We start from the raw sequence: 20,921 nt of genomic DNA, 5'->3' as shown, positions 1-20,921 counted from the left end.
GTCAGGCGGCGGCCAGCGCCATGGACATCGATTCCTTCTTCATCAGCTCGCGGTAGAACCCGTCGAGATGAGTCAGCTTGTCCGGCGAGCCGTCCTGGATGATGCGGCCACCCTCGAGCACCACGATCCGGTCGAAGTCCTTCAGGGTCGAGAGCCGGTGCGCGATGGCGATCACGGTGCGGCCGTGCATCAGGTTGGCGAGGGCGTGGCGGATCGCTTCCTCGGACTCGGCGTCGAGGGCCGAAGTCGCCTCGTCGAGGAGCAGGATCGGCGAGTCCTTGAGGATGGCGCGTGCGATGGCGATGCGCTGGCGCTGGCCGCCGGAGAGCTTCACGCCGCGGTCGCCCACGATGGTGTCGAACCCTTCGGGCAGGGCCTCGATGAAGTCGGTGCAATGGGCCGCGGCAGCGGCCTTCCACACATCCTCGTCGGAGGCGTCAGGCCGGCCGTAGCGGATGTTCTCGCGCAGGGTCCGGTGGAACATCGACACGTCCTGCGGCACCACCGTGATGGCCTCGCGCAAGGATTCCTGGGTCACCCGCTGGATGTCCTGGCCGTTGATCAGGATGCGGCCGCCCTGCGCGTCGTAGAAGCGCTGCAGGAGGGAGAACAGGGTCGACTTTCCGCCGCCGGACTTGCCCACCAGGCCGACCCGCTGACCGGGTTGGATGACGAGGTCGAAGTCGGTGAAGACGCCGCGGCCGTCCGGATACGAGAAGGCGACGTGGTCGAACGTGATCTCGGCCCCATGGGTGCCGGAGAGCGGCTCCGCCTCCGGATGGTCGATCAGGTCGTGCGGCTGCAGCAGGGTGTGAAGCGCCTCCGACAGGCGCGCGGTGTGCTGGGTCGCGTCGACCAGGGCCACAGCGAGATCGCGGGTGGCGGCCAGGATGCGGATGCCCAGGGTGCAGACGAGGACGACCTGACCGTTGGTGGCCTGGCCGGCTTCCCACATGTTGATGGCCCAGTAGAGCAGGCCGAGCACCGCCAGCACCGTGAGGATCGCGTGCACGATCCGCAGCTTCTCCAGGTAGAGCAGCGAGGAGCGGCGCGAACGCATCTCCTGCCCGATGGTGCCGTCGAAGCGGGTGTATTCGCGCTTGAAGGCCGAGAAGGCCCGCACCAGAGGCATGTTGCCGACGAGATCGACCATCTCGCCGTCGACCGAGGCTGCCTTCGCGGCGAAGTCGTGGTGGAGCGGCTTGCCGGCTGCCGCCATCTTGAACATCAGCACCACCACGGCGGCGAAGATGCCGGCGAGCACCAGGGCCATCGTGAGGTTGACGGTGCCGATGTAGAGGATCGAGCCGAAGGCCGCGACGCAGGGCGGCATCACGTTGAACACGAACATGTTCTCGACCGTGAAGATCGCGTTCGAGGTCGCGGTGATGCGCGAGGCCAGGGTGCCGGGCTGGCGGTCGGCGAAGAAGGACGGCGAGTGCCCGGTCATGTGCCGGAAGAGGTCGCGGCGGATGTCGCCCGTCACGCCCACGAAGGTGAACGAGCCGACGAGGCTGGCCACGCGCCACAGCATGTTGTCGGCGGCGATGAAGGCGATCAGGACGCCCAGCGCGCCCCAGATCAGGCCGGAGGAGGGGCCTTTGCTCAGCGCGTCGACCACGCCCTTCAGCGCATAATCCGTGCTCACCGAGAAACCCACGGCGCCGAGGACGGCGCACAGGATCACGATATGCGGCAGGGCGCGTCGGCGCAGATAGCGACCGACGAAGGCGAAGGGCCGATCGGCATAAACGCAGAGGTCTTCCATCAGGGTGACCATCCCGGTGTCGAAGGTTCACCCGGCAGTGGCGTGAACCTGTTTCTATGAAGGCGTCCTTACGGACCCTGGTTTCCCGCGCATGTCGCACACGGGATCTTGAGTCCCCCTGGGTCGCAACGCAAAGCGAACCCAAGCGTTGCGGTGTCGGGCGTAGGTTCGCGCGTTATAGCGCGCGAACCTGAATGTTGCTTGAGCGGCAAGCGAAGTCCCGATCAAGCAAATTCCCATGCGCGGGTTTTCTGGCAAGCGAATTCGATGCCGTCCGCTTCGAGGAACGCGGCTTTCGGGCGTTTCCCTTAGGGTTCGGGCGCGTGTCTGGTCTCCGGCATGATCAGGGCGACGAGCGCGAAAGCGGCGAATCCCACGATCGCCAGCCCCAGGAAGGCCGTATGGCTGCCGAGCCGGTCCGCCATGATGCCGGCCAGTGAGGTCGACAAGGCCGCTCCGATCCCCATCGCCGTCCCGACCGCCCCAAGGGCGAGGTTGAAGTGTCCGGTCTTCCGGGTCGCGTCCGAGACCACCAGCGGTACCATCACGCCGAACACGGCGGCCGAGACGCCATCGAAGACCTGGATCGCCACCAACAGTTCGGGACTGTCGACGTAGGCGAAGAGCAGGCCCCGGATCGGCAGCGCTGCGAAGCCGATGAGCAGCAGGGGGCGACGGCCCCAGCGCTCTGCCGCGCGCCCGACGGCCGGGGCCGACAGGGCGAGAACCACCTGGGGCACGACGATACAGGCCGCGATCAGCGCGGTGGCGGTCTCGCTGGCCCGCAGGGTCAGCATGCTGCCTACCAGCGGCAGCATCGCCGCGTTGGCCAGGAAGAACAGGGTCATGCAGGCGCCGAAGCACAGCAGAGCGCGGTTGGTGAGCAGGGGGCGCAGGCCCGCGTCGCGCCGGGGCGCCGGGGTGCTCTCGGTCGCCCTCGTGCGCGGCGGCGGCTCGATCTCGTCGGCGCGAATCCGCGAGAGCGCGATCAGGGTCGGCACCATCAGGGCGGCGGTCAGATAGAAGACCGCGTCATTCGAGAAATAGTAGCCGCAGGCGCCCATGCCGGCGGCCGCCACCGCATTGCCGAGGGCCGAGAAGCTGGCATTCCGCCCCAGCCGCTCGCCCGCGCGGGCATGGCCGACAAGGCCGATGCTGATGGCCGCGATGGCCGGGGTGAGGATGCAACTCGCGGCCGAATGGGCCGCCATCGCCAGCAGCACCACGAGGAAGTTCGGCCACATGGCGAGCGCGAAAGCGCTCAGCGCGATGGCGACCACCGAGAAGCCGGCGGCGAAACGGCGGGAGCGCACGGCGTCGACGAAGGCCCCGCCCGGCACTTGGCCGAGGAGGCTGACAAGGCTGCCGACCGTGAGGGCGAAGCCGATATCCGACTGGGTCCATTTCGCCTGGGTGAAGTACACCGCCAGGAACGGTCCGAAGCCGGTCTGCAGGTTCGCTACGAAGAACGCGAACCCGTCGAGGCCACGCGTGCTCGTGCGCGAGATCACCTTCATGTCGGCCGGGGCCTCCGCTGCCGTCGACGTCGGACCGTCGTCCGTAAGGGCGTCGCGACGGGGGAGGGGGCGCGGCCGGAAGTCCGGACGCGACACCTCACGCGGCTTGAGCGCCCGGCGATCCTTCGGAAGCGGTACCGTCATCGATCCGGTGACTTCTCGGCCGGCTTATCCGGCGCCTTCTCGGGCGCGGGGGTCGGGACAGGTACGGGCACTGGCGCCACGACGGGTGGCGAAGCCGCTGGCGCCGCGACAGGTGCTGCAGCAGCGGGCGGCGTGGGCGGACCCTGAACGGCGTTGGCTGCGGGTTCACCCTCCGGCGGGGTGGCGGGGCTGGCCGGGCCGAGCACGACGATCGGCTCGCCGGGCTTGTATTCGGGCGAGACGCGCACCTGGTTGCGGCTCAGTTGAAGCACCGGCCGGCTGGCCTTGCCGTCGGCGGTAAAGCGCATCGCACGCCAGTCCACCGCGATCTTGCGGGAGCCGACCCCGAGGAAGCCGCCGAAATCGATGATCGCCGCGCGGGGACGTCCATCCTTGTCGAGGATGATGTCGATGATCCGGCCCATATCCTCGCCGGTGGAACTGCGCACGGCCTTCCCGAGAATGCCCTCGTAATCCTGGGTGTCGAGCACGGTCGCGGGCGTGCCGGTGACCGGCGGAGTCGGTCCCGTCGTGGCCGCGGGGGGCGACGCGGGCGTTGGTACGACGGCAGGTGGTGCCGCGACGGGGGGCGACGCGGGCGGCGGAGAGGAGGCGGGCGGCGCTGCCACGGGCGCTGCGGCCGGCGGTGGTGCCGGCGCGACGGGCGCTGGTGATCCGGTCGTGCCGGTCGTCCCGTCGCCGGAATTCGACACGGGCTCCTTGACCGGCGGTGGCGCCGGGGTTTCGGCGGCCGCGGAGGCGGCCAACAGGGTGATCGTCGCGGTGGCGATCATCCGGACAGTTCTGAACACGCGCGTTCCCCGGTTTGTGCGTCTCGCCGGCCTGACACAATGGCAGCTTGAGCGGCGGGTTCCGCCCGATGGCGGCTCCGGTCTCATTGCGCGTGGACCAAGGCGAAGTTGTGGATGGACGTTTGGCATGGATGGGTGGGCGGGAGCGGCCCTCGATCGCTCGTCGCCAACCGGGATTGGCTGCGGGCAGTCGGGAGGGTAGGGCGCAAGAACCGGACCGGTCCGTGGCGACCCCGTTCCTGCAAGCGCACTCTCGCACCGGGGGAAGCGTGGCCGCAATGCCCCGGGCGACATCCCGCCCGCCCGTGTCTTTCAAGTTGGCCTCCCGCAGGTTGGCCTCCTGCAGGTTCTCGTTTCAGAAATTCTCGTTTCAGAAATTCGCACCTCTCACATTCGCGTCGTGCAGGATTCGCGTCGTGCAGGATTCGCGTCTTGCAAGATCAGCCCGCGGGCCCGAGCGGTTGTCGCGGCGTCACCCGGCGGCGCCGTCTGGTTTTCGACAAGACCGCGTCGTAGAGAGGCCATCAGCTCAAGTGGGTGGCCCGAGGTGGTCGCCGGTGTTTCGAGGACCTGCAGCCGATGTCCCTTCCGTCCAAAGCCTGCGCCGTCGCGCTCGTTGCCGCTGCGCTCGCCGGGTGCCAAGCCCTCGGCGGAGGCGGCGGGGTGATGCCCGAGACGGAGGTCGGGCCGCCCCCCTCCATGCGCGGCACCGTGCCCGGTCCTCAGCGTGGCCGCGCCGCCCAGATCGACCCGGACGACGCCGCGCCCCAGACCTCGCCGACGCGCCGCCTCAACATCCCGAACGCCTCCGGCGCCCAGACCCGTTCGGCGGCGAACGAGGAGCGTCGCGTCCGCCGGGAGGACATCGAAGGCGAGACCAACAGCCGGTCGAGCTCGGGTGGCCTGGCGCCGCAACTGAGCCAGGGCGGCGGCGTCGGCCTCGGCGGCAAGTTCTGACCGGGCGGCTCGTCCGCCAGAAGGGGCTCGCCGGCGCCGCCCGTGACGGACGGGGGCTGCCGGTGTCCCCGAGATGCAGGGCTCCCGTGTCGGGTCGGGCGGTTCCGCCGGGCCGCGTGCGGCGCTAGATCGTCGGGACGGTGGAGGTCGCGTCCACCGGGAGCCTTCCCGCGTGTCCCCGAATTCCACCTCCCCTGCCGATCCCGCCACCGCTGCCGGACCACGCCGGCGGATGCGGGCGGTCGCGTTCCTGCGGGGACGCGGAACGCTGACCAATCCGGGGCTCGACCTCACGCGCCTGCCCATCGGCCTCGATCCCCGCGGCCTGAGCCTTCTCGACGGGATCCGGGCGGCCCTGGCCTTCGGCCTCGTCATCCTGCTGCACGAGTGGGTGGCGTGGCCGCCGCTGCTGACCGTGGCACTCGCCGCCAACCTCGCCTGCTTCGCCGATGCGGGCGGTCCGATGCGCTCCCGCCTCCTCGTGCTCACGTTGTTCTCGCTGCTCGGTGGAGTGATCTGGGGGCTGTTCGGTCTGATGCAGCCGTTGGGGCCGGGGCCGGTGGTGCCGCTCGCCGGCATCGTCATCTTTGCCTGCACCTATGCGCGGGTCTGGGGCGTGCAGGCGCAGTCCGCCGGCAACGTCCTGGTCCTGGTGCTGTGCTTCGCTCTCGATCGGCCCCTCAGCCCGGACCAAGCCCTGGTGGCGGGACTCGTCTTCAGCGCCGGCGGCCTGTGGGCGACGCTCCTGGCGCTTCTCCTGTGGCGGCTCCATCCCTACCGCCCGACCCACCGCGCCGTGGCCGAGGTCTGGCGCCGTCTGACCCGCCTCTGCGACGACCTGGAGGACCTTGCCTCGCCGGCCAGCCCCGAAACGCCCGGCACGCGGGCGATGCCGCAGGACGGCCATCGCCAGACGTCCAACATCAAAACTTCCGACATCCAGACTTCCGACATCCAGACTTCCGATATTCAAACTTCCGATCCCCACGCCTCGGACCTCCAGATCTCCGACCCCCAGATCATCGATCACCAGGCTTTCGACCGGCATGCGCGCGCCCATCGCCGGGGCGTACGCGAGGCCATCGAGCAGGCCCGCACGGTGATCGTCGATCTTGCCCGTAGTCGAGAGCGAATTTCGGATCGGACGGCCCAGGCCCTGATCCGCCTCGAAGCGGCCGAGCAGATCTTCGCGGCCCTGATCGCCGTGTCCGACCTCATCGAGAGCGAGCCCGATCCGCGCCGGCGGCGCATGGTGCGCCGGTTCCTGCGGCGCCTGCGCCCCCTCCTGGGCGTCATCGCCCGCGCCATCCGCGACGACAGCGTGGTCGATCTCGCCCGCCTGGAGCGCGCGATGGATCGCAGTACGCGGCGCCTCGCGCATGATCGCAGCCTGCACGAACTGGCCACGCGCATCCTCGATCGTGTCCGGATCGGAGCCAAGCTCTCGACGCCGGACGGCTATCGCCCCGGCGGCGCCCTGCTGGGCCGTGCCAGCCTGCCCCTGGGGACCCGCTTGCGCGAGCCCCTCGCCACCAACTTCACGCTGGCCTCGGCCAACCTGCGGCACGCCGTGCGGGCCACCGTGGTGGCGGCGCCGGCCCTGTGGGCCACGCTGGTCTGGTCGGGACCGTTCGCGCACTGGCTCACCATCACGGTGGTGCTGACCATGCAGCCCTTCTACGCCGCAACCTGGCAGCGTGCGCTGGAGCGCATCGGCGGCACCGTGCTCGGCGGCCTGATCGGCGCCGCCCTCGCGGGTGTCGCCACCACGCCGCTGGCGCTCGCCGCCCTGGTATTTCCTTTGAGCATCGTCGGCTTTGCCGCGCGCCAAGTGAGCTACGGCGTGTTCATCGCCTGTCTGACGCCGCTGGTGGTTCTCCTCGTCGAAGTGATCGAGCCGGGGCACGGCTCGTGGGAGGTGGTCGGCATGCGCGCCCTGCTCACCCTGCTCGGCGGTGCCATAGCGGTGGCGAGCGCCCTGGTGCTGTGGCCGATCTGGGAACCCGACCAAGTTCGCCTCGAATTGCGAAAGGCGGTTCGGGCCCACGCCGCCTTCGCCCGCGCGGTACTCTGCGCGGGCCCAGAGGCGGAAGCGTCCGGCCTGCGCGCCCAGGCCTCCCGTGGCGCGGGCCTCGCTCTCAACGATCTGGAGGCGGCCCTGGCGCGCGCCCTGCAGCAGCCCCGGGCGGGACGCCACCCGCAGGTGGAATCCGCCATGGTCGCCGACGCCACCCTGCGGCGGATCTCGGCTCGCCTGACCGCCCTGCGCTATGCCGTCGAAACGGCGGAGCCCGAAGCCCTGGCCGCCTGGAGCGGCTGGGTCACCGTCGCCCTGTCGAGCCTCGGTGGAGACGGGGCGATGCCACCGATGCCGACGGCTCCGCGCAGCGATGGACTGAGCCGACTCGTCGCCCAGGTCGAACTCCTGGCCGAAACCCTGAACCCCTCCACCAGGCGGGGGGCCGAGACTCCAACTCCGCAGATCCTGCCGGGACATTGACGCGGCGCTCGCTCGATCCCGGGAAGTTGTCGGGTCGGCCGTGGCGACCCGGACCCGAGCGGTACCCGGAACCGCATGTCGGCACCGGCTGAGCCGGGCTCGGCCTCTGTGGCTCGGCCTCATCGGCGCTGCGATTCGCAGCCGGACGTCCGGCCGTGCGGATCCCTGATAGGACTGTCACCGATCGGGCACACTCGACGCGCCGGAAAGCGATACTGGGTCCGCCGTACCGGTAAAAATGAACCGGGATCACAGGACGCCGGCACACTTAATGCAAAATTAACCATTTCCTTAAAGAAACATTGTTAACGCAAAACGGCGGGCGGCAGCGAATAGATCCCACTAGAGGATCTTCTGCGAAAGTATCATCAAGCAAAACCAGGATGCCGAGAGCGAACAACGAAGTCGCTCCGCATCCAAGGTGATCGTCCGCCGGATTTGCCCAACAATTCGTTTTCGGCGGGGCGCTGAAATGTATATCGTTGTGGATGAGAGACAGGCCGTTGCCGCCGAGTACGTGGCAGGTTTCGGTGCGCAGGCGGTTCCGGCCCGTAGCAGCAACGCCGACGAGTTTCTCGTCTGGCTTGCGGGCAATCCGACCGACAGCCTGAAGGGGATCGTGCTCGGCGAATGCTCCGATCGGGCCAGCCGGACCGCCGCGATCCGCAGCCTCTCCCAGGCGCCCATCATCGCCCTCAACGAGACCCGCTCCCTGGAGCAGACCCTCGATCTCTTCACCGCCGGCATCGACGACGTCGTGCGCCGCCCGGTCCATGTCCGCGAAATCCTAGCCCGGGTCGAGGCGATCCGCCGGCGCGGCATCCGGGGCGAGATCCAGGCCCCCCCTGCCCAGGACCGCAGCGGCCGCCTCAAGGTGTTCGCCGACGGACGTGATCCTGAGATCGACGGCGCCAGCCTGATCCTGCCGCGCCGCGAGCGCCACATCCTGGAATATTTCGCCAGCCATCGCGGCCGCCAACTCAGCCGGACGCAGATTTTCAACGCCGTCTATGCCGACCACGGCAGTGACGTCGAGGAGAGCGTGGTCGAGGGCCACATCAGCAAGCTGCGCAAGAAGCTGCGGATGCGCCTCGGCTACGATCCGATCGAGGCCAAGCGGCTCGCCGGGTACACCTTCATCGGCTGATCCGGACGGCCGGTCCGAGGCCGACGCCGGAGACGCCGTTCTGAAACCAGAAAGGCCACGCCCCCTCGCGGAGGCGTGGCCTTTCTGCGTTGGAGCGCCCCCGGAACCTCCCCGGGGGCGCTGTCGACCTTACCGGAAGAGCGAGAGGATGCCCTGGCTGGAGGAGTTGGCGATGCTGAGGGACTGCACCGCCAGCTGCTGCTGGGTCTGCAGGGCCTTGAGCTTGGTCGACTCTTCCTCGATGTCGGCATCGACCAGGATGCCGATGGTGCGATCGTTGGCCTTCATCAGGGTGTCGACGAAGGTCTTCTGGCCGTCGATCTGGGTCTTGTTGGCGCCGAGCTTGGTGCCCGAATCCGTGACCTTGGCGATGGCCTTGTCGATCTGCGTGATGATCGCGCTGAGGGCGGTATCGCCCGAGGTGCCGACCATCTGCGAGATGTCGACGTTGGAGACCGACACGCTGGTGGCGTTGTCGATCGAGTCGAGGATGCCGCGCGCCACCGTGGTGCCGGCATCGGTGCCGTAGCCGACCCGCACGAGGGAGGCCGAGACCAGATCCGTACCCGTGGTCGTGCCCGCGGTGAGGCCGAAGCCTGCCACATCGGCGCCGCCCAACGTGATGGTATTGGCGGTGCCGGCGCTGTTGAGGCTTCCCTTTTCGGGGGTCGCGACCGTGAACTTGGTCGCGGCGAACGTCACAGTGGCCTTGCTGCCCTGATCGGCCAGTTGCTTGTTGATCATCGCGGCAACGTCGGCGCCGTTGACGGCGGTGTTGGCGCCCGAGGTCGCCGCAGCGCCGAGAGCGGTGAAGCTCGCGGCGTTCAGGGTAACGGTCTTGGCCCCGTAGCCGTCATTGATGGTGAGCACCTTCGTGTTCGTGCCGCTCAGGTCGAAAGCGGTGTAGGCGCCGCCGGTCACGCTGGGAGCCGCGAGGTCCGTCGCGGCCGCGAGACCGTAGCCGACGTCCACCAGAGCCTTGCCGCCGGTGACGGTGCCGGCCTCGATGGTCATCTTCGTGGCACCGCCGGTCGCGGTAGAGGTGAAGGTCAGGCGGCCCTGCGTATCGAGGTCAGCCTTGACCTTGCCGGCGAGATTAGCCGAAGCGGCGATCTGGTTATTGAGCGCGCTGAGGAATTCCTCCGTGGTGACTTTCGTCAGGTCCGCCGCTGCCGAAGCGAGGGTCTCCTTGTTGAGCTTGATCGTATCGTTCACGCCGCCGATGGTGATCTTGATCGCAGACTCGGCGGTGCCGCTGAAGTCGGCGGTCCCGCCCCGCACGAAGGCCGCGGTACCGGTCAGCGAGTTCGCCGCGGACACGACGGCCTTCGTCGCCGTGGTGGTCACGCTGGTGCTGTTGGCGTCGAACAGCTTGATGTTGTTGACGTCGACGTTGACCTTCGAGAAGTTGATCGCGCCGCTCGGATCGCGCGAGAAGCCCGCGACGACGTTCTGGATCGGCTGATAGGCGGTGTTCGAGGTGGCCGAGTTGACCGAGAGCCAGTTCTGGCCGCTCGAGTTCGACGAGTCGGCCGTGGCCTTCATCTTGTTCTGGATCGCGGTGATCTCGGTCTGGACCTTGGAGCGGTCGACGCCGGGCTGCAGCGCGGTCTGCAGCTTGGCGCGCATGTTCTGCAGGTCGGTGATGATGCTGTTGAGGCCGTTATAGGCGGTGTCGACGGCCGACGAGCCGAGGCCGAGCGAGTCCTTCACGGCGGAGAGCGAGGCGTTGTCGGTGCGCACCGTGGTGGCGATCGACCAGTAGGCGGCGTTGTCGGAGGCGTTCGAGACCCGCTGGCCGGTCGAGACCCGGTTGCTCGTCATGTCGAGCTGGGTGTTGATGCTCTTGAGGGTCGTCAGCGCCGTCATTGCGGCGTTGTTGGTCAGCAGGCTGGTCATTGCGAGGATGTCCGGTTGACAGGAATTGCAAGGAATTCGTGTGTGTGGCCGCGCAGCAGGCCGCCAGGGCGGATAGGCTTCATCGAGTAAAGCCAGGCTACTGCTGTCTACATCCCGGATTCTCACCGGAGCGGTGGGGCGACATCATGTCTATAGGTCCACGAAACCTATCCACCGCGTTCGCATCGAGGAAGCTTTGTTCCCTCTTGGGACAGTCGCTTGCCGATAAAGCCAATATGCCCGCTCCGGATTAGCAGGAGCTTAAGGCGACCGGTCCCGGCCTGTGCCCGGATGCGCCGGGCCGGTATGCCTGGGGACAACCCGGCGCCTAACCCTCGGCCAGGAAAGTCACGCCGGCGAAATCCGCCCGCTGCCAGCGCAACTGGACTGCGACGGTGCGCAGCGCGTCGCCCGCGATCACCAGGTCGAACCGCTCGGGCAGGGAGGTCGGGCGCGGTAGGCGCAGACAGGCACCGGTCGGCGACAGGTCGCGGATGATGCAGGCCAGGAGCCGCTCCGGCCCCAGGACGATGCGCCCCTGCTGCAGGACGCGGTGGCGCTTCGGCGATGGCCCACGCGCGGGCCGGTCCCCGCGAGAGACCGCCTCCTGCCAATCCGCCATCGAGGGTCCGCTCCCTTTATCAAGTGTCGCCGGGCATAGCCTCAGGCATCCGGTCTGTCGATGTCGGGGCATTAACCGGATCGTAACTATGATTTGAGAGTGTTTTGTCTCAATCGCCGGTCTTCTCATGCGGTGGTCATGACTGCGTCACTCAAACGTCGTTCGGCATCCCCGCTTCCCCAGCGTCCGGGCTATCGCCGCCCGTCCGCCGGAGCGGAGATCCGGCGCCGGTCCCGCGCCGCCGCGATCGAGCGGGCCGCGGTCGCGGTCTGCCTCGGGCTGGCCGTCGTCTCGGGAAGCTTCGCGGCCTATGCCATCACCGGCGCCTCGAACATCTACTCGGTGCAGCCGTTCCTCCCGGCGGGCGGTGGCGGCTTCCTCTTCAAGCGGGGCGCCGCCCCGGTGCGCGAGGCCGCCCTCGACCTCGATCCGACCACCACGGGTGCGTTGCCCGATCCCGTCCCGCTGCCCGCGGCACCGGAGCGGGCGGAATCATCGCCGAGCGCGCGCGGCGGATACGTCCTGCGCCGGGTCGCCGACGGGGCCGCTCTGGTCGAGGGTCCCGAGGGCCTGCGGCAGGTGGTGCCCGGGGCGGTCCTGCCGGGCGCCGGCCGCATCCTGTCCATCCGCGCCACCGGCGCCGGCTGGGTCGTGATCACCTCGGAGACGATCATCGGGCCGACACCGCTGTGAGGCACCGCCGATCCGGATTTCGTCGCCGCGTCGTGGAGGCACCAGCCTGCCGCAAGGAACCCGGTCCAGAGCGATCCGGCCCACAGCGGGGAGAGTCCGCCCGGATCTCCCTCGGCCCAGACACCGCCGGCCCCACCAGCGATCGCGCCCCGTCATGACCAGCACCTTCACCAGCTATTCGCTGCTCGCGCGTGACCTCGACGCGACCCTGGCGCGCAAGGCCAAGCAGCCCGACGTCGCCCGGGAGACGGCCTACTACAAGGCCAAGATCGCCGACGTGAAATCCATCGACGACTTTCTCGGCGACCGGCGCCTCTATGCCTACGCGATGAAGGCCTACGGCCTCGAAGACATGACCTACGCGAAGGCCTTCATGCGCAAGGTCCTGACCGAGGGCGTCACCGATCGCACGGCCTTCGCCAATCGCCTCGCCGACGACCGCTACGTCGCCTTCGCCAAGGCTTTCGACTTCAAGACCTACGGCGCCTTCACGACGACGCTCGCCGCCGCGACCACGGACACCACCGCCGCCTATCTGCGCCAGAGCCTCGAAACCGACGCGGGCAGCGAGGACGCCGGCGTCCGCCTCGCGCTCTACTTCGCCCGCATCGCCCCGACGGTGTCTTCGGGCTACGGCGTGCTCGGCGATCCGGCCCTGTCGCAGGTGGTCAAGACGGTGCTGGGCCTACCGGACGCATCGTCGTCCGAAGCCATCGCCCGGCAGGCCGCGATCATTGAGAAGCGGGTCGACCTCACCAGCTTCAAGGACCCGGTCACGCTGCAGCGCTTCGTGCAGCGCTTCACCGCGATCTGGGATGCGCAGAACAACGCCACCTCGGCCCCGATCCTCAATCTGTTCGCCGATTCGAGCGCGCAAGGCCTCGACGCGAGCCTGCTCCTCAGCCTGCAACGCATCCGCCTCGGGAGCTGACGCGCCATGCAGAACGCACTCTACGTGGCGCTCTCGGCCCAGGTCGCCCTGGACAAGCGCCTGAACGCCGTCGCCAACAACGTCGCCAACCTCTCCACCAGCGGCTACCGGGCGGAGGACACCAAGTTCACCGCCCTCCTGGCCCAGGCGAGCAAGGGCGCGGTGGCCTTCGCGTCGTCGGGCGACACCTATATCTCCCAGCGCGCCGGGCCGACGATCAAGACCGACAGTCCCCTCGACGTCGCGGTGCAGGGCGAGGCCTGGTTCGCGGTGCGCGGCGCCAACGGCACCGTCTACACCCGCGACGGCCGCATGACGATGGACCCGCTGGGCCAGCTGCGCAGCCTCACCGGGCAGCCGATGCTCGATCCGGGCGGTGCCCCGATCCTGCTCGATCCCCAGGCCGGCCCGCCCACGATCGGGCGCGACGGCAGCGTGTCCCAGGGCATCAATCAGGTCGGCGCCCTCGGGCTCTTCACCCTCGACCCGAAGGGCACCCTCACCCGCGCCGAGCCGAACGGCGTCACCTCCAACCTGCCGGCCCGTCCGGTCCAGGATTTCACCCGGATCGGCATGGTGCAGGGCTACGTTGAGGGCGCCAATGTCAATCCGGTCCTGGAGATGACGAAGCTCATCACCATCCAGCGCGCCTTCGAGAGCGCCGCGAACCTGTCGAGCGAGACCGAGACCACCTTTTCGGGGGCGATCCGCTCCTTGAGCCCGCAGGGCTGAGCCGATGACCGATGTCCTCGACCGCCTCGGCGCGGCCCTGGCGACAGGCCGCGAGGCCCTGCCGCTCGTGCGCGTCGGCGGCCCGATCCAGGAGGTCACCGCCAGCGCCGCCCGCGTCGCCGGCGTCGCGCCGTTCATGACCCTCGGCGACCGCATGGGCTTCTTGGCCAACGGACGCGAACAGATCGGCGAGGTCGTGCGCGTCGATGCGGCCGGGGTCACCGTGAAGCCGTTCGACAGCCGGATCGAGGCCGGGATCGGCACCTTGGCCTATCGCCTCGGCGACCCGACCCTGCGGCCCGATCCGGGCTGGAAGGGGCGGGTGATCGACGCCCTCGGGCGCCCCATCGACGGGCTCGGCGATCTCGTGCCGGGCGCCCGCGCCGTGCCGCTGGAGGCTGCCCCGCCACCCGCCATGGAACGGGCGCGGGTCACGACACCCCTGCGCACCGGCGTCCGCGCCATCGACCTGTTCACCCCCCTCTGCCTCGGCCAGCGCATCGGCATCTTCGCGGGCTCCGGCGTCGGCAAATCGACCCTGCTGGCGATGCTGGCCGGCGCCACGGGCTTCGACAGCGTCGTCGTCGCCCTGGTGGGCGAACGCGGTCGCGAGGTGCGGGAGTTCCTGGAGGGCGCGATGGCACCGAACCGGGCCCGGGCCGTCATCGTGGTCTCCACCGGCGACGAGAGCCCGATGATGCGGCGTCAGGCACCCAAGATGGCCATGGCCATCGCCGAATCCTTCCGTGATGCCGGCGAATCCGTCCTGCTCATCGTCGATTCGGTCACCCGCTACGCCCATGCGGCCCGCGACGTGGCGCTGGCGGCCGGCGAGCCGGCGGTGGCGCGCGGCTATCCGCCGAGCGTGTTCTCCGACCTGCCGCGTCTCCTGGAGCGCGCCGGTCCCGGCCTCGACGGTGCCGGCAGCATCACCGGCGTGTTCTCGGTCCTGGTCGACGGCGACGACCACAACGATCCGGTCGCCGATTCCATCCGCGGCACCCTCGACGGTCACGTGGTGCTGGACCGGGCCATCGCCGAGCAGGGCCGCTACCCGGCGATGCATCTCCTCGGCTCGATTTCGCGCCTCGCATCCGAGGTCTGGACGCCCGAGCAGCGCGAACTGGTGCGCCGCCTCAAGGCCATGATGGCGCGGTTCGAAGAGACCCGCGACCTGCGCCTGATGGGTGGCTACCGCGCCGGCGAGGATGCCGAGCTCGACCAGGCCATCCTCCTGGTCCCCCGCATCTACGAAGCGTTGCGCCAGGAGCCCGGCATGGCGGCGAGCCAGGACGCGTTCCTGGAACTCGCCCAATCCCTGCGGACGTGAGGCGGATCATGATTTCCGGTCCGAATTCAACCCCGCGCGCGCCCGGCGCCGCAGGGTCCAGCCCCGCGCAAGCCTGTCTTCCTTTAGTGCCCGCCAGCCGTCGCGCCGTGCCGCGATCCCCATCCTTGAGGTGACGTCATGAGTCTCATCAGCGTTTTGCGCACCGGCGTCTCCGGCATGAACGCCCAGTCGAATCGCATTTCCACGGTCGCCGAGAACGTCCAGAATTCGAGCACCACCGGCTACAAGCGCTCGGCCGCCGAGTTCTCGTCCCTGCTGATCGAGGGCGCCTCGACGGCGAACTACACCTCCGGCGCGGTCGAGACCACGATCCGCCGCTCGATCGGCGCCGAAGGCCCGATCGCCTTCACGAGTTCGAAGACCGACCTCGCCATCGGGGGCAAGGGTTTCTTCGTGGTCCAGGACGAGAGCCAGTCGCCCTACCTGACCCGGGCCGGCAACTTCGTGGTCGACGGTCCGAGCGGCAACCTCGTCAATTCGGGGGGTTTCACCCTGCTGGGCTATCCCATCGTCGAGGGCAAGGAACTGAGCCCGGCCCTCAACAGCACCGATGGCCTGGTCCCGGTCAACATGGCGAGCCTCGGCCTGCGGGCGGCGCCCTCCGACGGGGCCGCCATCACCGGCAATCTCTCGGCCGATACGCCGGACAAGACCGGGGTCGTGTCGAAGGACAACTATTCCAAGAAGACGTCGCTCGTCACCTACGACAACCTCGGCAAGAGCGTGACCCTCGACGTTTACCTCAAGAAGTCGCCTGCGAGCGCGGCGGTTGCCGCTGACCCGACCGCCGTGCCGCCGGTCGCCGCTGCGCCGGCCGTTCCGGCTGACACCTGGACTGCCGTCGTCTACGGGCCGGACAACCTCCCCCTCGTCCCGCCGGCCGCCTTCACCTTTGGACCCAACGGCAAGCTGAGCAGCCCTGTCGAGCTCGATGTGCCGGTCCCGGGCGGCAAGACCGTCACCCTCGACCTGAGCAGCACGACGCAGCTCGCCGGAGCCTACGACCTCAAGGGTACCGCCAACGGCCGGGCGCCCTCCGCCGTGACCGGGACCGAGTTCGGCTCGGACGGTGTCGTCTACGCGACCTATGCCGACGGCACCCGGGTCGGGGCCTTCAAGATCCCGCTCGCCGATGTGAAGAGCCCCGACAACCTGAATCCCCGCGCCGGCAACGTCTTCCAGACCACCCTCGAATCCGGCGACATCCAGATCGGCTTCGCCGGTCTCGGCGGCCTCGGCACCGTCAAGGCGAGCGCACTGGAGCAATCCAACGTCGACGTCAGCACCGAGCTGACCACGATGATCGAGTCGCAGACGGTCTACACCGCCAATTCCAAGGTGTTCATGACCGGCAACGAGCTGCTCGAGACCCTGATGAACCTCAAGCGCTGACGGAATGCCGCGCCGCGCCGGCGCGGTTGCTCACGTCCCCACCGCCGCGCCCTCCCGGTGCGGCGGCCGATACCCTCCACGACCCGCCCGCTTGCCAGGAAACACCCGATGGGCCTCGCCCTCGCCCTCAATTCAGCTCGAACCTCGCTGGTCGCGACCTCGACGCAGATCGCGGTCGCCGCGCGCAACACCGCGGGGGCGAGCGACCCGTTCTACACCCGCAAGATCGCCAATCTGGTGGCGGCCGGCGGGGGCAGCGCAGTCTCCATCCAGCGCGCCACCGATTCCGCCCTGTTCGATCGCAAGCTCGCCGGAACCTCTTCGGTCGCGGCGAGCGAGGCGGTCCTCGACGGTTTGACCACCCTGCAGAGTTCCGTCGGCGACACCGACGACGGTCTCTCGCCCGCCGCGCGCCTCGGCGCGCTCAACGCGGCACTTCAGGCCGCCGCCAACAAGCCGGACGATGCGGCGCTCGCCCGCAACGCGGTCGACCGGGCGCGCGATCTCGCCACGAGCCTCAACACCGGTTCCGCTGCCGTCCAGACCGTGCAGGGGCAGGCCGATGCGGGGATGGCCGACTCGGTCTCGCGCATCAACGATCTGCTGACCCAGTTCGAGGCGGCCAACCGCATCGTCACCCGGGGGACGGCCAACGGGACCGACGTCACCGACGCCCTCGACGACCGTGACCGCATCCTGGCCGGCCTGTCGCAGGAGATCGGGATCTCCACCGTCGTGCGGGCGGGCAACGACGTCGCGATCTACACCGACAGCGGCGTTCCCCTGTTCGAGCGCAGTGCACGCCGCGTCTCGTTCGTGCCCACCGCTCCCTTCTCGGCCGGCTCCACGGGCTCCCCCGTCATGGTCGACGGCGTGCCGGTGACGGGCGCCAATTCGCCGATGCCGTTGCGTTCGGGCCGCCTCGCCGGGCTCGCCGAACTGCGTGATGGCGTCGCCACCCGCTACCAGACCCAGCTCGACGGCATAGCCGACGCACTGGTCGACGCCTTCGCCGAGACCGGGACCTTCGCGGTCGGACAGTCGACTGGTCAGGTCAGCGGCACCAGCGCGCTCGCCGACACGGGCGCGTTCCGGCCCGGTGCGGCGCCGGGACTTGCCGGTACGGCCGATTTCAGCGGCGCCAACGAGGTCGCGTTCGCGCTCCGCCTCGCCGATGGCTCCGCGGCGAACATCGTGATCAACAAGGCCTCGATCGGCTCCGCCGCCGCGGACCCGGCCCGCGTGACCCCGGCCGAATTTCTCGCCGCGATCAACGGCCAGATCGCGGCCGACAGCGCGAACACGCCGCTCGCCGGCAAGGTCAGCGCCTCCCTCGACGGCTTCGGACGCCTGACCTTCATCACCACGGCGACCTCGGGCGCCGCCGCGCAGCTCACCGTCGCGAATATCGACGCGAGCCCTGGCCGGTCACTGGTCGATGTCGGCTTCGGCATCGTCGCGGGTGCGCCGCCGCGGGAAGCGGGCCTGTTCACCGGCGGGGCCGGTCCAGGCCAGCCGGGCGGCGCCGCCAGCATCCGGATCAACGCCGCCGTCGACCCGCAGCCGGGTGGCGACGTCACCCGTCTGCGGGATGGCGGCATCGCCGGCGCGGCGTACCGGTCGAGCCCGGCGCCCGCCACCGATACGGCCTATCCCGACCGCCTGCGCGCCCTGGCCGCCCTCGTCGGGGCCGACCGCACGTTCGATCCGGCCACCGACCTGAACAGCCGCGCCAGCCTGCAGGACTTCGCCAATGCCTCGGTCGGCTGGCTTGCGAGCCAGCGCCAGGCCGCGACCTCCGAGTCGAACTACCAGTCGACCCTGCTGGCCCGGGCCTCGGATGCCTACTCGAACGCCACCGGCGTCAATGCCGACGACGAGACGGCGATGACCCTCGACCTCGAACGGTCCTACACGGCCTCGGCCAAGCTGCTGACGCTGGTGAACGACCTCCTGAAAACCCTGATGGATGCGGTGCGATAGACCCGATGCGGACCAACGCCCTCTCCACCCTGAGCTTCTGGAACACGCCGCGCATCGGGGTCGCCCGCATGCAGGCCGACATGGCGAAGGCCAACCAGGAAATGGTCACCGGCCGTTTCGCCGATGTCGGCCTCGCCCTCGGCAGCCGGACCGGCCTCGCCGTCGGCCTGCGCCAGACCTCGGCCGAACTCACCGCCCTGCGCGAGGGCAACGCCGCCGCGACCCTGCGCCTGGGGACGACCCAAGCCGTTCTGAAGCAGATGCAGGGCGGGGCCGACGCCACCCTGACGGCGCTGATCGGCACGCCCCAGGTCCAGCGCGTCTCGGTGCTGAAGGACATGGCGGCCAACCAGCTCGTCTCCCTGACGGCGCTCCTCAACACCGCCGCGGGCGGCCAGTTCGTCTTCGGCGGTACGCGGGCCGGCGAAGCACCGGTGACGGCCTATGCCACCACGCCGGCTTCCCCGGCGAAATCCGCCGTCGATGCCGCCTTCCGGGCGGCGTTCGGCATCGGTCAGGACGACCCGAGCGCCGCCGCGATCACCCCGGCCGCCATGGCGAGCTTCCTCGACGGGCCGGTCTTCCGCGACCTGTTCGACGCCGCGGGCTGGAGCGCCACCTGGTCCAAGGCGGGCACCGCGCCCCTGACCAGCCGGATCTCCCTCAGCGAGACCACGCAGACCTCGGTCAGCGCCAACGCGCCGGCTCTGCGCAAGCTCGCGATGGCCTACGTCATGGCCTCCAGTCTCGGCGCTGAGAATCTCTCGGCGGAGGCACAGGGCGTCCTGACCGAGCGGGTCGCGGGGCTCCTCGGCGAAGCCAGCCGGGGGCTCGTGACGCTGCAGGCCGATCTCGGCCGGTCGCAGGGGGCGATCACCGAGGCCAACACCCGCCTCGACGCCCAGAAAACCCTGCTGCAGTCCCAGATCGGGCAGATGGAGGGGGTCGACCAGGCCGAGGCCAAGACCCGGGTCGATCGCCTCTCGACCCAGGTGCAGATCTCCTACGCCCTGACCGCGCAGCTGCGGCAGCTCAACCTCGTCAACTATCTCTGAACGCCTCGACGCTAGGGCGACAGTCCGGCGGGGGGGAGCGCCCTCCGCCCGGGTTGTCCCACCCCACACGATGCACCGGCCCGGACCAGCGCCACGGCGCGGCGGGCCGCGGACCCACGGGACAGGATCGACATGTACCAGTTTTCCTATGCCGAGATCATGGAGGAAGCCCCCGCGATCGCCCGCGAGCGGGAGCGCGCCGCCTTCGATCGGGCGATCGACCTCCTGCGCATCGCCGACCGGCCCGACGCGCAGCAGACCGACCGCGCCTCGGCCGCCGGCTTCCTGCAGAGCCTGTGGGGCGTGCTGATCGAGGACTTGTCCAGCGAGGATAACGGCCTGGCGCCGGACCTGCGCGCCGATCTCGTCTCGATCGGCCTGTGGAGCATGCACGAGGCCAACGCGGTGATCGCCGCGCCCGAGCGGACCCTGTCGTCGCTGATCGCGGTCAACACCGCGATCCGGGACGGCCTGCGGTGAGCCGGGCCATGCGCCTGTCCCTGCGCGCCGGCGAGCGCGTCTACGTGAACGGTGCAGTGCTGCGCGTCGACCGGAAGGTCTCCCTGGAGCTTCTGAACGACGCCACCTTCCTGCTCGAGACCCACGTGCTCCAGGCCGAGGCCGCCACCACGCCCCTGCGCCAGCTCTACTTCGCGGTCCAGACGATCCTGATGGAGCCGGCCAACGCGGATGACGCCCGCACCCTGTGCCGCAGCCTGCAGGCCGGCATTCTCGCCACCGTCACCGATCCGGATATCGCGGAGGGCGTCGTCGGCGCCGGCCAGCTGGTCGAGACCGGCCGGTTGATCGAGGCGCTGAAGCTGATCCGCGGCCTCTACCCGGCGGAGGCCGCCCTGATGGCGCCAGCGCCGCAGGCGGGCGCGGTCATCCCGGAGCTGACGATCTCGTCCATCGAATCCCCCGTCCATCCGGCCTGATCCGGCCATCACACCAGGAGGCCCGCCGATGAGCGTCGCCAGCGTCACCAGCCCGGCCACATCTCAGACGGCCACCACCGCCGCCGCCGCCAAGTCGGCGACGGGCATCGCCGCCTCGATGAACGCCGACACCTTCCTCACCCTGCTGATGACGCAGCTGAAGAACCAGGACCCGACCAAGCCGATGGATTCCACGGCCTATGTCAGCGAACTGGCCACCTTCTCGCAGGTGGAGCAGGCGACGAAGACCAACACCAAGCTCGATTCGCTGCTTTCCTCCAGCTTCCTGTCGCAGGCCGACCAGATCATCGGCCGCACCATCACCTCCGCCGACGGAAGCGCCAGCGGCGAAGTCCAGTCGGTGAAGATCACCAGCGAGGGCGCGCTCGCCCGCCTCACCAACGGCCAGGACGTGCTGCTCACCGAAGGCATCTCGCTGTCGCGCTGACGGCGTTCGGGTTAGAGACGGCCCGACGTAGC

The 20,921-nt window shown here is 69.4% G+C and carries 18 protein-coding genes; 13 read left to right on the top strand and 5 right to left on the bottom strand.

The annotated features are described in order from the left end of the window. Window position 1: 1 nt before the first annotated feature. From ACV7NL_RS02090 to ACV7NL_RS02080, 3 genes are all read right to left on the bottom strand, one after another. Window positions 2-1,768, bottom strand: a complete 1,767-nt coding sequence (locus ACV7NL_RS02090) for an ABC transporter ATP-binding protein (RefSeq protein WP_463357038.1) — start codon at window positions 1,766-1,768, stop codon at window positions 2-4. 308 nt (window positions 1,769-2,076) lie between these two features. Beyond that, a complete protein-coding gene (locus tag ACV7NL_RS02085; RefSeq protein ID WP_463354786.1) occupies window positions 2,077-3,429 on the bottom strand; it encodes an MFS transporter in 1,353 nt (450 codons plus the stop codon). Continuing rightward, a complete protein-coding gene (locus tag ACV7NL_RS02080; protein WP_463354785.1) occupies window positions 3,426-4,241 on the bottom strand; it encodes a PRC-barrel domain-containing protein in 816 nt (271 codons plus the stop codon). Before ACV7NL_RS02080 ends, ACV7NL_RS02085 begins: the two co-directional genes overlap by 4 nt. Before the next feature lie 579 nt (window positions 4,242-4,820). Between ACV7NL_RS02080 and ACV7NL_RS02075 the strand changes: the two genes are divergently transcribed. The 3 genes from ACV7NL_RS02075 to ACV7NL_RS02065 all read left to right on the top strand — a co-directional run bounded on the left by ACV7NL_RS02075 (window position 4,821) and on the right by ACV7NL_RS02065 (window position 8,845). Then, window positions 4,821-5,198 carry a hypothetical protein gene (locus ACV7NL_RS02075; protein ID WP_056181490.1) on the top strand — a complete coding sequence of 126 codons (378 nt, stop codon included), beginning with the start codon at window positions 4,821-4,823 and terminating at the stop codon, window positions 5,196-5,198. A gap of 232 nt (window positions 5,199-5,430) precedes the next feature. Beyond that, entirely contained in the window at window positions 5,431-7,698 is a 2,268-nt protein-coding gene (locus ACV7NL_RS02070; protein WP_463357037.1) for an FUSC family protein, read from the top strand. 472 nt (window positions 7,699-8,170) lie between these two features. Beyond that, on the top strand, window positions 8,171-8,845 hold the full coding sequence (locus ACV7NL_RS02065; RefSeq protein WP_056181484.1) for a response regulator transcription factor: 675 nt from the start codon (window positions 8,171-8,173) through the stop codon (window positions 8,843-8,845). Window positions 8,846-8,974: 129 nt separating this feature from the next. Here the strand turns inward: ACV7NL_RS02065 and ACV7NL_RS02060 are convergent, their stop codons facing one another. Both ACV7NL_RS02060 and ACV7NL_RS02055 read right to left on the bottom strand, forming a co-directional pair. Next, window positions 8,975-10,744 carry a flagellin N-terminal helical domain-containing protein gene (locus ACV7NL_RS02060; protein WP_463354784.1) on the bottom strand — a complete coding sequence of 590 codons (1,770 nt, stop codon included), beginning with the start codon at window positions 10,742-10,744 and terminating at the stop codon, window positions 8,975-8,977. 328 nt (window positions 10,745-11,072) lie between these two features. After that, window positions 11,073-11,366, bottom strand: coding sequence for a PilZ domain-containing protein (locus ACV7NL_RS02055; RefSeq protein ID WP_463354783.1), 294 nt, complete (start codon window positions 11,364-11,366; stop codon window positions 11,073-11,075). 138 nt (window positions 11,367-11,504) lie between these two features. Between ACV7NL_RS02055 and ACV7NL_RS02050 the strand changes: the two genes are divergently transcribed. The 10 genes from ACV7NL_RS02050 (at window position 11,505) to flgD (ending at window position 20,889) form a co-directional block, all read left to right on the top strand. After that, the gene (locus ACV7NL_RS02050) at window positions 11,505-12,059 is read left to right on the top strand and encodes a hypothetical protein (RefSeq protein WP_463354782.1); all 555 of its coding nucleotides are present in this window, start codon (window positions 11,505-11,507) and stop codon (window positions 12,057-12,059) included. Window positions 12,060-12,213: 154 nt separating this feature from the next. Continuing rightward, window positions 12,214-12,990, top strand: a complete 777-nt coding sequence (locus ACV7NL_RS02045; RefSeq protein WP_056181469.1) for a DUF1217 domain-containing protein — start codon at window positions 12,214-12,216, stop codon at window positions 12,988-12,990. Between the two features lie 6 nt (window positions 12,991-12,996). Next, the gene (flgF, locus tag ACV7NL_RS02040; protein ID WP_463354781.1) at window positions 12,997-13,722 is read left to right on the top strand and encodes a flagellar basal-body rod protein FlgF; all 726 of its coding nucleotides are present in this window, start codon (window positions 12,997-12,999) and stop codon (window positions 13,720-13,722) included. A 4-nt stretch (window positions 13,723-13,726) separates the two neighbouring features. Further along, window positions 13,727-15,052: a flagellar protein export ATPase FliI gene (gene fliI / locus ACV7NL_RS02035; RefSeq protein ID WP_463354780.1), complete on the top strand. Its 1,326-nt coding sequence runs from the start codon at window positions 13,727-13,729 to the stop codon at window positions 15,050-15,052. 138 nt (window positions 15,053-15,190) lie between these two features. Then, window positions 15,191-16,465: a flagellar hook protein FlgE gene (locus ACV7NL_RS02030; RefSeq protein ID WP_463354779.1), complete on the top strand. Its 1,275-nt coding sequence runs from the start codon at window positions 15,191-15,193 to the stop codon at window positions 16,463-16,465. Window positions 16,466-16,573: 108 nt separating this feature from the next. After that, window positions 16,574-18,448 (top strand): flagellar hook-associated protein FlgK, encoded by a 1,875-nt coding sequence (gene flgK / locus ACV7NL_RS02025; protein WP_463354778.1) that lies wholly within the window; start codon window positions 16,574-16,576, stop codon window positions 18,446-18,448. Between the two features lie 5 nt (window positions 18,449-18,453). Continuing rightward, a complete protein-coding gene (locus ACV7NL_RS02020; RefSeq protein ID WP_463354777.1) occupies window positions 18,454-19,503 on the top strand; it encodes a flagellar hook-associated family protein in 1,050 nt (349 codons plus the stop codon). A 132-nt stretch (window positions 19,504-19,635) separates the two neighbouring features. Then, on the top strand, window positions 19,636-19,983 hold the full coding sequence (gene flaF / locus ACV7NL_RS02015; RefSeq protein WP_056181452.1) for a flagellar biosynthesis regulator FlaF: 348 nt from the start codon (window positions 19,636-19,638) through the stop codon (window positions 19,981-19,983). A gap of 8 nt (window positions 19,984-19,991) precedes the next feature. Further along, window positions 19,992-20,441, top strand: a complete 450-nt coding sequence (gene flbT / locus ACV7NL_RS02010) for a flagellar biosynthesis repressor FlbT (protein ID WP_056484915.1) — start codon at window positions 19,992-19,994, stop codon at window positions 20,439-20,441. A gap of 28 nt (window positions 20,442-20,469) precedes the next feature. Continuing rightward, window positions 20,470-20,889, top strand: a complete 420-nt coding sequence (flgD, locus tag ACV7NL_RS02005; protein WP_056181446.1) for a flagellar hook assembly protein FlgD — start codon at window positions 20,470-20,472, stop codon at window positions 20,887-20,889. Window positions 20,890-20,921: the final 32 nt, after the last annotated feature.

This window comes from Methylobacterium sp. Ger2507 (assembly GCF_055231875.1).
This window is presented reverse-complemented; position numbering and strand designations above follow the sequence as displayed.

Excerpts from the sequence above, each read along its gene's own strand:
- ACV7NL_RS02085 (WP_463354786.1), bottom strand. The coding sequence starts at position 3,429 with ATGACGGTACCGCTTCCGAAGGATCGCCGGGCGCTCAAGCCGCGTGAG.
- flaF (WP_056181452.1), top strand. The coding sequence starts at position 19,636 with ATGTACCAGTTTTCCTATGCCGAGATCATGGAGGAAGCCCCCGCGATC.
- ACV7NL_RS02090 (WP_463357038.1), bottom strand. The coding sequence starts at position 1,768 with ATGGAAGACCTCTGCGTTTATGCCGATCGGCCCTTCGCCTTCGTCGGT.
- ACV7NL_RS02065 (WP_056181484.1), top strand. The coding sequence starts at position 8,171 with ATGTATATCGTTGTGGATGAGAGACAGGCCGTTGCCGCCGAGTACGTG.
- ACV7NL_RS02030 (WP_463354779.1), top strand. The coding sequence starts at position 15,191 with ATGAGTCTCATCAGCGTTTTGCGCACCGGCGTCTCCGGCATGAACGCC.
- ACV7NL_RS02050 (WP_463354782.1), top strand. The coding sequence starts at position 11,505 with ATGACTGCGTCACTCAAACGTCGTTCGGCATCCCCGCTTCCCCAGCGT.
- fliI (WP_463354780.1), top strand. The coding sequence starts at position 13,727 with ATGACCGATGTCCTCGACCGCCTCGGCGCGGCCCTGGCGACAGGCCGC.
- flgF (WP_463354781.1), top strand. The coding sequence starts at position 12,997 with ATGCAGAACGCACTCTACGTGGCGCTCTCGGCCCAGGTCGCCCTGGAC.
- ACV7NL_RS02020 (WP_463354777.1), top strand. The coding sequence starts at position 18,454 with ATGCGGACCAACGCCCTCTCCACCCTGAGCTTCTGGAACACGCCGCGC.
- flbT (WP_056484915.1), top strand. The coding sequence starts at position 19,992 with ATGCGCCTGTCCCTGCGCGCCGGCGAGCGCGTCTACGTGAACGGTGCA.
- ACV7NL_RS02075 (WP_056181490.1), top strand. The coding sequence starts at position 4,821 with ATGTCCCTTCCGTCCAAAGCCTGCGCCGTCGCGCTCGTTGCCGCTGCG.
- ACV7NL_RS02060 (WP_463354784.1), bottom strand. The coding sequence starts at position 10,744 with ATGACCAGCCTGCTGACCAACAACGCCGCAATGACGGCGCTGACGACC.
- flgD (WP_056181446.1), top strand. The coding sequence starts at position 20,470 with ATGAGCGTCGCCAGCGTCACCAGCCCGGCCACATCTCAGACGGCCACC.
- flgK (WP_463354778.1), top strand. The coding sequence starts at position 16,574 with ATGGGCCTCGCCCTCGCCCTCAATTCAGCTCGAACCTCGCTGGTCGCG.
- ACV7NL_RS02045 (WP_056181469.1), top strand. The coding sequence starts at position 12,214 with ATGACCAGCACCTTCACCAGCTATTCGCTGCTCGCGCGTGACCTCGAC.
- ACV7NL_RS02070 (WP_463357037.1), top strand. The coding sequence starts at position 5,431 with ATGCGGGCGGTCGCGTTCCTGCGGGGACGCGGAACGCTGACCAATCCG.
- ACV7NL_RS02055 (WP_463354783.1), bottom strand. The coding sequence starts at position 11,366 with ATGGCGGATTGGCAGGAGGCGGTCTCTCGCGGGGACCGGCCCGCGCGT.